At 29.7% G+C, this 12,768-nt stretch carries 4 protein-coding genes and 3 pseudogenes; all 7 read left to right on the forward strand.

The features are described from left to right. Nucleotides 1–106: 106 nt before the first annotated feature. Nucleotides 107–3,349: pseudogene (locus P6733_RS18040) on the forward strand (condensation domain-containing protein); the annotation flags it as partial. Between the two features lie 117 nt (nt 3,350–3,466). Then, nucleotides 3,467–4,819, forward strand: a pseudogene (locus P6733_RS18045) (amino acid adenylation domain-containing protein); the annotation flags it as partial. A 114-nt stretch (nt 4,820–4,933) separates the two neighbouring features. After that, nucleotides 4,934–5,221: pseudogene (locus P6733_RS18050) on the forward strand (acyl carrier protein); the annotation flags it as partial. A 16-nt stretch (nt 5,222–5,237) separates the two neighbouring features. After that, a complete protein-coding gene (locus tag P6733_RS08525; RefSeq protein ID WP_306352319.1) occupies nt 5,238–9,686 on the forward strand; it encodes an SDR family NAD(P)-dependent oxidoreductase in 4,449 nt (1,482 codons plus the stop codon). Nucleotides 9,687–9,904: 218 nt separating this feature from the next. Next, entirely contained in the window at nt 9,905–11,179 is a 1,275-nt protein-coding gene (gene ectB, locus P6733_RS08530) for a diaminobutyrate--2-oxoglutarate transaminase (RefSeq protein ID WP_306352320.1), read from the forward strand. 38 nt (nt 11,180–11,217) lie between these two features. Next, complete coding sequence (locus P6733_RS08535; RefSeq protein ID WP_306352322.1) at nt 11,218–11,946, forward strand: aspartate/glutamate racemase family protein; 729 nt, start codon at nt 11,218–11,220, stop codon at nt 11,944–11,946. A 128-nt stretch (nt 11,947–12,074) separates the two neighbouring features. Next, entirely contained in the window at nt 12,075–12,767 is a 693-nt protein-coding gene (locus tag P6733_RS08540; RefSeq protein WP_306352324.1) for a GIN domain-containing protein, read from the forward strand. The last annotated feature ends 1 nt before the right edge of the window (nt 12,768 follow it).

Here is a 12,768-nt window from a genome sequence, read left to right on the forward strand (position 1 = left end):
TATAATAACCATGCCTTCTGTTAATTAATACAGTCTAAACTCTTTAAATAAAGTAATTAAGCCATTACTACCGGTTTAAGATTAAAACTATAAAATCATATTTACAATGAATAATAAAGTAGTACATAATATTTTTGAAAATATAGCACAGCTTAAAAAAGATGCTACTGCAGTGCAAACTGAAACGCTAAAGTTGTCTTATTTTGGATTAAATAAAGAATCCAATAAACTGGCAGATTTACTAATTAAAAGAAATATTGAAAAGGAGGATGTTGTTGCGGTATTTTTAAATGATTCTTTAGCACAGATAATAGCTCTGCTTGGGATTTTTAAAACAGGAGCTATATATTTACCTATTGACCAAAAATACAATCAGAATCATTGGCATTCTCTTTATGAAAATATTCAACCTAAAACAATAATCATAGCCGAAGATAATTTAAAACTTCTTTATGCCTACGATGAAATGTTTGTTTACGTCATCCCAGAAATTATTGTTGCTGCTATAAATGATGTAGGAACAATGAGTTTCTATTATATGAAGCATTCTTCTTCAGGATACGAACGATTAGATGTAACATATAGATTATCTCATGAAAACCCTGAGGTTGAAATTGATGGAGAAGATGCAAACTATATCTTTTTTACCTCTGGGTCAACAGGAATGCCAAAAGCAGTATTGGGGAAACAAGAGAGTTTAAGTCATTTTATCAATTGGGAAACAAGAGAGTTTAATATCTCTGAAAATGATAGAATCGGACAATTAACCTCGCTTTCTTTCGATGCATCTTTACGAGATATATTTTTAGCTCTTACTACTGGTGGATGTATTTGCATTCCAAGTAAGAATACAGTAGAGAATATTATTGAATTGAAAGATTGGCTAATCAAAATGAAAGTGACTGTCCTTCATACAATACCTACAATGTTACGTCTTTTACTTATCGAAAATAAGGTAAATCATGAAGATGTAAAACAGTTTGAAGATTTAAAATACTTACTGTTGGCTGGAGAAAAGCTATATAATAAAGACATTTTAGAATGGCAAAATAGATATGGGAATAACACTTGTATCATAAATCTTTACGGAACTACAGAAACAACATTAGTCAAGACTTTTTTTCGCGTAAAATACCCTTTAGACGGTAATCCTTCAGATACAGTGAGTGCTGGAAAGCCAATATCTGATACAATGGTATTGATTTTAAATTCTAAAAATGAGTTATGCCGCATTAATGAAGAAGGTAGTATCTATATTAGAACGCCATACATGACTAAAGGATATTACAAAAATGAGGAACAAACAGCAGAAAGATTTGTCCAAAATCCGCTAATTCCTAAAAAGGATATCATATATAAAACAGGAGATTTTGGTAAATATGATGCTAATAGAAATATACTTATTTTAGGACGAGAAGATGGATTGGTAAAAATAAATGGTGTTAGAGTAGATATCAATAACGTAGAGAAAACGATCGTTAAACTTGAAGAAATAAAAATGGTAAAATGCATACTTGATAAAGATGCAGAACATAATATTTCAATAGTTTGTTTTTTTATGTCGAATGATATAAATGAAAATGATGTAAGAGAACATTGTTTACAATTCCTATCTCATTACGAAATTCCTTCTGTTTTTGTGAAGCTAAACGAATTTCCAATTAATTCAAATGGGAAAGTTGATACATCAGCTTTAGCGCAAATATTAATTGCACAACCTGTAAATGAAGTAGAAAAAATTAAGCCAAGGAATGAAACAGAACAACTCTTAATTGATACTTGGAAAGACATATTGAATATAGAAAATATAGGAATCGATGATAGTTTTTTCTTATTAGGAGGTAATAGCTTAAAACTAATTAAGCTTAAAATGAAGCTACATCAATTATTCAATGTCTCATTAAGTATAAATGATCTTTTTATAAAAAATAAAGTAGAGGAGCAGGCAAAACTCATACTTGAGTCAAAAACTTTAGAATTCAACAATATTGAAAGAATAACTTTAAGTGAAAATGGTTATATATTATCATCTGCTCAATATAGACTTTGGATTTTATGTCAGTTTGATGTGGCATCTAGGGCTTATAACATGCCCGTTTCTATGGAAATTGAAATACAAGATATAACTGCATTCGAAACAGCAATATACGCAGTTATTGATAGACATGAAATATTACGTACAATCTTTAAAAAAGATGAACAAGGTGAAGTAAAACAATATATAAAAGAAAGAAAAGAATTAAATTTTAAATTAACCTACAAGGATTTTCGTAATGAAAATAATAAGAATTCGACAATACAATCTTATATAGCAAATGATAATGATGAAGCTTTTGATTTAGAATGTGGTCCTTTAATTCGAATGAGCTTATTGCAATTCTCAGATAATTATTATGTTTTTTATTATAACATACATCATATTATTTGTGACGCACAATCCATGGAAATTCTAAATAGAGATGTGGTTGCATATTATGAATCCTATTTGAATAAAAAGTTAGTTACAATACCAAAATTACCAATACAATACAAAGATTTTTCAGCATGGCAATTGAAACAATTGAAAAACGATTCTTTTAATAAAAGTAAGCTATATTGGAAAAACAAGCTCTCTGGTGAATTGCCAATATTAAATTTACCGCGCACTAAAAATAGACCTAAAAGCTTTACATTCAAAGGGAAACGATTAAGTACGATAATGAATGTAGATGATGTAGTTTTATTAAAAAGATATTGCCTTAATAATGATGGAACTTTATTCATGGGGTTATTGGCTGTCTGGAATATACTCTTTTATAAATATACAAATCAGCAAGATATTATAATCGGCTCTTCTATAGCAGATAGACACCATGCAGATCTTAAAGACCAAATTGGATTTTACATCAATACATTACTATTACGAAACGAGATTGATGGTGCAATGAGTTTTAATGATTTTTTTACAGCTGTAAAAACAAATGTGATACAATCTTTTGATCATCAACAATTTCCTTTTGATGAATTATTAAAAGACTTGTCTGTAGTTAGAGATACAAGTCGAAATGCTTTGTTTGACATTATGTTGACTTTGCAAACTATCGATGGTGAGAAAAGAGACCAAACTTTTATAGTCGAAAATGAAAAGGATGCTATAAAAGATAATGGATTTGCATTTGCTCAATTAGATATGGTGATTGATTTCCTTGAAGTAGATGATGAATTATATTTTCAAGTAATCTATAATACTGATATATATGAAGATAAAATGATTGGAAACATGATGTTGCATTTTCAAGAATTACTTACAAGTCTTTTGCAAAGTCCAGCGGAACAGATTGGTAAAGCAAAATATTTATCAACTGCTGAAATAAAAGAATTAGTAGTTGATTTTAATGCTACAGATGTAGCTTTCCCCAAAGAGACTTCATTTTTGGATATATTTCAATCATATGTGCAAAAAACACCAACCAAAATTGCGGTTAAAAATGGCAATATTGAAATTACATATCAAGAATTAGATGAACTTACGGATAAGTTTGCATTATACTTACAAGATGAATATGCCTTAAATCAAAGAGACTTTGTCGTCATTAATATTGATAGGACACATTGGTTAATGATTTCTGTCCTATCAATATTTAAATTAGGATGTGCATATATTCCTGTAGATACTTCTTATCCTGAAGAACGAAAACAATATATTTTAAATGATAGTAAGTGTAAAAATATTATTGATGGAAATGTGATAACTTCTTTCTTAGAAGCATTGCCGAATATTGCGAAACCATTTAGTTCGATGAAAATAACTGCTGATGATTTAGCCTATATCATTTATACTTCCGGGTCTACAGGAAACCCAAAAGGAGTAATGATTGAACACAAAGGGATGATGAATCACTTATATGCAATGGAATCTGAATTAGAGTTAAATTCGGATAGTATTATCATTCAAAATGCACCTTATACCTTCGATATTTCAGTTTGGCAATTACTAAACAGCTTAATCGTGGGTGGGACTACAAGTATTTACGATCAAGAAACGGTATTCAGTTCAAAAGTGTTTTTAGATAGAATACACGAAGAAAAACCAACAATTCTTCAAACAGTTCCGAGTTACTTGAAAGTTTTATTAGATATGGATGAAAGTCTTGAGCGAAACTCTTTTGAGGGATTAAACTATCTATTAGTAACTGGAGACACAATAACCAAAGATTTATTAACACGTTGGTTTATCAAGTATCCAACAATAAAACTAGTGAATGCATATGGTCCAGCAGAAGCATCAGACGATGTTACGTTACATATTATGGATGCCATTCCTGAACGTTTAAATATTTCAGTAGGTAAACCTATTCAAAACATGCAAATGTATGTGCTTGATGAGCAATTAGAATTATGTGGAATAGGAATAGAAGGAGAACTTTGTGTATCAGGAATTGGATTAGCAAAAGGTTATCTAAACAGAACTGAACTTACTGCTGAAAAATTTGTAGACCACCCATTTAAATCAGGAGAAAAGCTATACAAAACAGGAGATATGGGAATGTGGCTTCCTAATGGAACATTGGAATTTCATGGACGAAGAGACAACCAAGTAAAAATTAATGGATTTAGAATTGAATTACAAGAGATTGAACATCATTTCCTAAGTAAAAGTACAATCAAGGAAGCTATAGTTTTAGCAAAAGAAACCAAATTCGGAGGAAAAGAATTAATAGCCTATATCGTTTCAGATGTACAGGAAGAGTTAAACGACTTACGTTATTATATTACAGATAAGATTCCTGATTTTATGTGCCCTAAAAAAATTATTCAATTAGAAACATTACCCCTTAATTCTAATGGGAAAATAGATAGGAAAGCATTATTAAATGTAAATGTATTAGAGAGTTCCTTACAAGAATCTACTTACGTAGCTCCTAAAAACGAGATAGAAACAACAATTACAGAAATCATTGCAGATATATTAGATAAGAAGGTAAGTCAGATTAGTACGATAGAAAATTTTTTCGATTTAGGAATGAATTCCATATTACTAATCAGAACGTTAACGATTATAAATAAAACACTTGATTTAAAAATTAAACCATCCGCCATGTTTGAATATCCAAATATAGTAGAACTAGTATTAAGTCAATGTGCAAGTATAGTAGAAGAGAAGAAGGAAGAAGAATACTTTGAGGAAGAAATTAACGAAAATTTATCTGAAGAAATAGACAACTTCTTGGATTTAATATAGTACAAAAAATAAGTAAATGAAAAAAGATATAGCAATCATAGGTATTTCATGTAAATATCCAAAAGTCTCAACGCCAGATGAGTTTTGGGAGAATTTAAAGAACGGAAATAGTTTCTTAGATTTTTATACAGATCAAGAGTTGTTAGATGTAGGGATTAGTAAAAACATCCTTAAAATACCGAATTATGTAAAACTTAAATCTCATATTGAAGGATCTGATACATTTGATTACCCGTTTTTTGGATATACAAAACCTGAAGCAAATATTATGGATCCTCAAATACGAGCACTTCATGAACTGGTATGGATGGCACTTGAAGATGCAGGTTGTAATGTTGCGACATACAAGGAGAAAATAGGATTATTTTTAGCTGTAAGCGATAATGTAAAATGGATAGCACATAGTCTCTTAAAAAGAAATGAAGATGTAAATCCATTCTTCATGTCTCACATCATCAATAAAAATTATGCGAGTACATTAATATCATACAATTTAAATTTAAGAGGTCCTAGTTATGTTGTCGATTCTGCCTGTTCAGGGTCGCTAACTAGTGTTCATCTAGCTTGTAGAAGTTTACTATTACAAGAATGTTCTATAGCTATGGCTGGTGGCTTACGTTATATAACAGATACCAATACGGCTTACTTTTATGAAGAAGGTATGATAAGCTCTAAAGATGGTCTTTGTAGAGCCTTTGATGCAGATTCTTCCGGTACAATTTCTGGACAAGGAGGCGCAATAGTTGTCTTAAAAAAATTAGAAGAAGCATTGAAAGATAATGACCCTATTTATGCGGTGATCAAAGCATCGGCAACCAATAACGATGGAAAACGTAAAGTAGGATATACAGCACCAAGTGTAAAAGGACAGTATGAGTGTATAAAGCAAACTCACCGATTTGCAAACATTCCTTATGATACGATCTCCTACATAGAAGCGCATGGAACAGCAACTAAATTGGGTGATCCTATAGAAATTGAAGCACTTAACAAAGCTTTTGAAAACGATGCATCACATTCTTGTGCTATTGGTTCTGTAAAGACAAATATTGGACATTTAGATTATGCATCAGGAATTTCTGGATTGGTAAAAACAGCATTAGCAATAAATAATAAAATGATTCCGGCGTCATTGCATTTCAATGCACCAAATCCTGCAATAGATTTTGAAAAAGGACCATTTTATGTAAATGCAACATTAAAATCTTGGGAATCAAAGAATGGAATTCCATTAAGAGCTGGGGTTTCTAGTTTTGGAATTGGTGGAACAAATGCACATGTGCTTATGGAAGAAGCACCAAAAATAATAAGAGGAAGTGTCTCTAGACCCTATCAACTATTGCCGTTTTCTGCAAAAACACAAACAGCAACACAAAATTATAGTAACCAGTTATCTGAATATATTTATAAATCATTTACGAATTTAAATGATCTAGCTTACACATTAAAATTAGGCAGACAAGAATTCAACTATAGAAACTTTTTGGTGTATAAAAATGCAGTTGATCATTCAAGTGAAGGAAGCAACGAAAATTATAATAAAGTTACTAAAGCGAGTATAAAAGATGTAGCATTTGTTTTTCCAGGACAAGGAAGTCAATATTTCAAAATGGGAAAAGACTTGTACGCTCATGAAGCAGTATTTAAAAAGATAATTGATGAAGGAGCTGAAATTTTATTTGATAAAACAGGACATGATTTTTTAGAAATTTTAGGATATAATTTAAAAAATGATACAGATGAAAGTCTAATTAATGAAACTTATTATACGCAACCTGCATTATTTTTAATAGAATATGCGCTTGGTATGCTTTTAATAGAATGGGGAATTGAACCCAAATATATGATAGGACATAGTCTTGGGGAATATGTGGCAGCCTGTATTGCTGAGGTATTTACATTTAAAGATGGATTAGACTTAATTATTGAAAGGGCGAGCTTGATGCAGAAAGTTGAAAAAGGATCAATGTTAAGCATCGGAATTTCAAATGATGAAATAAAAAATATACTACCTAATGATTTAGCTATTGCTGCTGTAAATACTGCTGATACCTGTGTAGTTTCTGGAAATAGTGAAAGTATTCAGTATTTTAGTGAAATTCTTGAAGCAAAAGAAATTCCATTTTCTAAATTGAAAACATCACATGCATTTCATTCAAACATGATGGATGTTATATTAGAAGATTATGCAGAAGTTGTAAACAAGATACAACTATCACATCCTAAATACCCTTTTATTTCAAATTTAACTGGAAAAGAAATAACAAAATCGCAAGCTATTTCTTCTGAATACTGGGTAAAACATTTAAGAGAAACTGTTAGATTTAATGATGGAATAAATGAGCTATTAAACAATACAAATTTTGCTTTTATAGAAGTTGGCCCAGGTAGATCACTATCAACTATCATTTTACAAAGTAAAAAATACTCTAATACACATAACTCTATTAACCTGTTAAGGCATCCAAAAGAGGTTTATAATGATAACTATACACTTACAAACGCTTTAGGTAAAATATGGGCAAATGGAATATCAATTAATTGGAATGCATACTACAAAGATGAAATACGATATAAAGTTAATGCTCCAACATACAACTTTGATAAATACGCTTTAGATTTTAAAATTGATCCTTTCCAGAAAATTATAGAAAGTGGAATACTTCAAACAGAGATCAAACCTTTTGATACTTGGTTCTATATTCCTAGTTGGAAAAAGGCAGTTACGTTGAATAATACTTCAACTGAAACTTTATCAAAAACGTACTTATTATTTTCTGAGGATGAAAAATTGACAAAAGCGATTAGTGATAAACTTACTGCAGAAAATAATACAATTATAACAGTTAAAAAAGGAGCATACTTCAATCAAATATCAAATAATAGATATGAATTAAACCCAATTGAAGAAGAAGATTTCAAAAATTTATTTGCAGCTCTAGAAAAAGAAAAAACGGTTTTAGATCATATAATTTTCAATTGGAATTTCAATGGGGATGATCAAAAAGAAATAGAGAAAATCTTTATGACATTGCTTTATCTCAGTCAAAATATAATCAATCACAACTCAAATGAGAGAAAGAAAATTACAATAATATCTGACTTCAACAGAACTGTATTTGGAAATGAAAAAATCAATTTAGGATATAGTACAGCTCAATTTATCGTTGACATTTGCGCACAAGAGAATCCTATCATTTTTACTAGTACTATAGATATTACTAATGAAAATGATATAACGAATACAAAACTGATAGATGAAATTTGTATTGATTTAGAATACAATGAAACAGAAAGAAGCATTGCATACCGAAACAATGTTAAATGGGTAGAATACTATGAAGAAATAGAACTACCAACAACACCAAATAAAACGTATTTAAAACCGAACAAAACATATCTTGTAACAGGTGGTTTAGGGAAAGTAGGGCAGGTATTAACAACACATTTAGGAGAAGAATATAATGCTAAAATAATTCTGTTAGGAAGAAGCATTATTCCTTCTGAAGCGCAATGGGAAGAATATTTACAGCAAGAAGACCTAGATGAAAAAGTAGTAACAAGTATTACAAAATTGCAGGCATTAAAAGCAACAAACAAAAACGTATTCTATTACACTGCTGATGTTTCTAATTATGAATCTTTATCTGAAGCAATTCAAAAAATTGAAACAGAACATGGAATCATTTCTGGTGTAGTACATGCTGCGGGAAATGTTTTGAGCCATACATTTAAACCCGTAGAAAATGTAAACGCTTCGATAGTACATCAGCAATTCAATCCAAAAATTAACGGTACATTAAATATATATTCAATTTTCAAAGAACGCCCACTTGACTTTGTATGGATAACATCGAGTTTAGCATCAATTCTGGGAGGGTTAGGATATGGGCCTTATGCTGTAGCAAATAAATTCATCGATAATTTTATTAGAAATAAATCGGAAGAACTAAAAAACTGGTTTAGTGTCAATTTAGATGGTATTTCAGAGAATAGAATTAACAACGAAAAATTAATACAAGTATTCGAAAGATCATTCTATATAAACGAACTTCCGCAATTAGTAATTTCAGCGAGAGATCCAAATACTGTTTTAAAGAAACAATTCAATAAAATTCAGGCCATTGAGGAAGAAAAAGCAGAGCCAGTTTCTGATCGCCCTACAATTACGATGGATTTTTTAGAACCAAAAACCTCGTTAGAAAAAGAAATAACTGAATTGTGGCAGTCATTTCTTGGGATCAAAGAAATTGGGATTAAAGATCATTTCTTTGAACTGGGAGGCGATTCCTTAAAAGCAATGACTCTATTAAAAAGACTTCATAAAATATATGATATTGAAATAAGTATCGAAGATTTCTTTAAAAATCCTTGCGTAGAAGCCGTAGCAAAAGAAATAGAAGTTTCTCTGAAAATAATAAGTCTTCAAAAAATACAAAAAACAACCAATGCCATAATCATTTAGGAAGTTTAATAACTCAAACAATAGTTAGAATAAGTACTAGAAATAACAGCAATATAATATTTCAATAATATCATTGCCTAGAATCATACTGTCTAAAAAATAAATAAAAAATACAATCAATTTAAATTAATACTAATCATAGTTTCTTGAAAAGTATGAGAATATAGTATATGTAAATGTCTCCTTATTATTAAAATAAACTTAAAAACTTAAAAAAAATGAACGCAGAAAAGATCAACAAAACAAATGAATCGAATGTAAGTGGTTATTCAAAATCATTTCCAACTACTTTCAAATATGCTAAAAATGATATTCTAATAGATGACCAAGACGTAGAGTATTTAGATTTTTTTAGTGGCGCAGGAGCTTTAAACTATGGCCATAATAATGATATTTTAAAACAAGAAATTATTGACTTTATACAATCCGATTCTCCAATACATTGTTTGGATATGGATACTGTAATGAAATTAAAATTTTTAAATAAATTTAATGAAGTCATTTTAGAGCCAAGAAATCTTAATTATAAAATACAATTTCCTAGTCCTTCAGGAACAAATGCGGTGGAAGCTGCTATAAAATTGGCAAGGAAAGTAACCAAACGAAAAAAAATTCTCTCATTTACAAATTCATTTCATGGAATGACTGCTACTTCTTTAGCACTTTCAGGAAGTCAAGAAGCAAAACATAGCGATATACCTTCACAAGATATTCTCTTTTTTCCTTTCGATGGATTTTTAGGAACTGACATTGATACAATGGAGTATATTTCAAAAATGGTAGTGACAAAGGGCTCAGGTAATGACCTTCCAGCAGCAATTATTTTAGAAACTATTCAAGCTGAAGGGGGAATTAAAATTGCTAGTGTTGAATGGTTAAAAAAAATACAACACTTTGCTAATGAAAATGGAATCTTATTAATAGTCGATGATATTCAAGTAGGATGTGGAAGGACAGGTAATTTTTTCAGTTTTGAAAGAGCCGGTATAACACCAGATATTGTTTTATTATCAAAATCGATTAGTGGATTTGGACTTCCATTGTCATTAATTTTAATGAAACCAGAATTAGACATATGGAAACCTGGAGAACATAACGGGACATTCAGAGCAAATAATTTAGCTTTATGTGGAGCAACGAAAGCTTTGGATTATTGGACAAATCCGACTTTTTCTAATATGATTAAAAATAAAGCTAAAATAATAGAAACAAAATTGCTTACTATTCTTAAAAATGCAGAAGCTGTTGTAGCCGTAAGAGGACTTGGAATGATTTGGGGAATAGAATTCGAATCAGGAGAACAAGCATCTAAAGTCTCCAGAACATTATTTGAACAAGGTATGATCATTGAAACTTGTGGAAATACTGGACAAGTAGTAAAATTACTTTCAGCACTTACTATTACAGAAGAAAACTTGGAGAAAGGACTTGATAAATTAGAGCAAGTAATTTATACATTAAAAGAAAAAAACTTTCAAAGTAGTTATAATTAATAAGTCACTCATTTAAAATCAATCATAATCTTTATACAATGCCAACTAAAACTTTAGGAATTATTTCTGGGATGGGTACAAGAGCAGGATTGCTTTTTGTGAATAAGCTTATAGAGCGTATAAATGCACCTAGTGACCAAGATTTTCCGGAATTTATTTTACATAACAATAGTAAAATTCCTGATAGAACTTTAGCTATTGTTTATGATGAAGAATGTCCTCTTATAGAGTTGAAAAGATCTATAAATAAGTTACAAGATTGCGATGTTGACTTTATTGTTTCTACGTGTGTAACGTCCTATTTTTTTATTAATCAACTTGAAAACTCCGTTAAAGAAAATATTATAAATCCAATAGAACTGGTGTTTGCTGCGATAAAAGAAAAACATAGTAACTATAAGAAAATAGGACTTTTAGCAACAACAGGAACTATAAAATCGAAACTTTTTCATGAAATTTTCGCAAAATCATCTTTTGAGTTAATTACCCTAGATGACTTTGAACAAGAAGAAAAGTTTATGAAATCTGTTTATGGAAAAGAAGGATTCAAATCTTCAATAATTTCGAATGAATCCTATGCCCTTTTTGAAGATGCTATTGACGCTTTTAAAATGAAAGGAGTTGATTTAATAATAGGAGGATGTACAGAAGCTCAAATAGGATACGATTATATAACAACAGATATTCCATATATAGATGTTATAGATGTACTTATAGATGAGGTGATTTATAAAATGAATCTGACAGCTTTGAATCACATATCATAAAGAGTATAAATGAAGAGTTTTATCAGAATTATTAAGCATAACAATAAACAATCAGAGTAATGTTTTTTTAACATGTAATTATTCCTAATTACATCAAATTCCTAATTATTCATTAAATATAAACACTTATGAAATTAAGTATCTATCCAAAGAGAGATGAAACTTTTCAAGAGGTTCGATTAGATTCTAGTATTACTAAAAAGATAATCCCTTATGAAAGCTTTCATTCATTGAAAGTATCAAATGATTTTAATGTAAATATTGTTTTTTCTGAAACTGAAGAAGAAATTATTATAGAAACAAATAACAACTTACATAATTATATACACTACGAATATGTTGAAGGAATATTCAATATATACAAAAAACATAATTTAGTTTTTAAAGGAAAACAAATACTAAATCTGTATGTAAAGAGTAAACCATTTTTTGATTTTATAGCTATAGATGATTCAAACATTACAGTGAAATCTCTAATCGTATCAGAGCATTTAGATATAAAATTAAATGATGACAGTACATTTTCAGGAAAGGTTAAAGTTCAAAAAGGGACTATAACTGCCAAAGATGATTCTAAAGTTAAAATAGAAGGGCATATAGAAAACCTAAACCTTAGATTATCTAGTGATAGTGAAATTAAAAATTATGATTTAATAGTAGATCATATTAAAGCAAATTTATCTGGTGATAGCTCTGCTAAATTAACTGTAAATAATTCTATTGAGTGTAATGCAAAAGGCGATAGTAATTTTAGTTATAAAGGAAATGCAGTTGTGACCGAAAAAAATATTTCAGGTGGATCTTCCCTAAAAAAGAAGTAAA

Source organism: Flavobacterium aerium, from assembly GCF_030766725.1.
GTDB classification, from domain to species: Bacteria; Bacteroidota; Bacteroidia; order Flavobacteriales; family Flavobacteriaceae; genus Flavobacterium; species Flavobacterium aerium.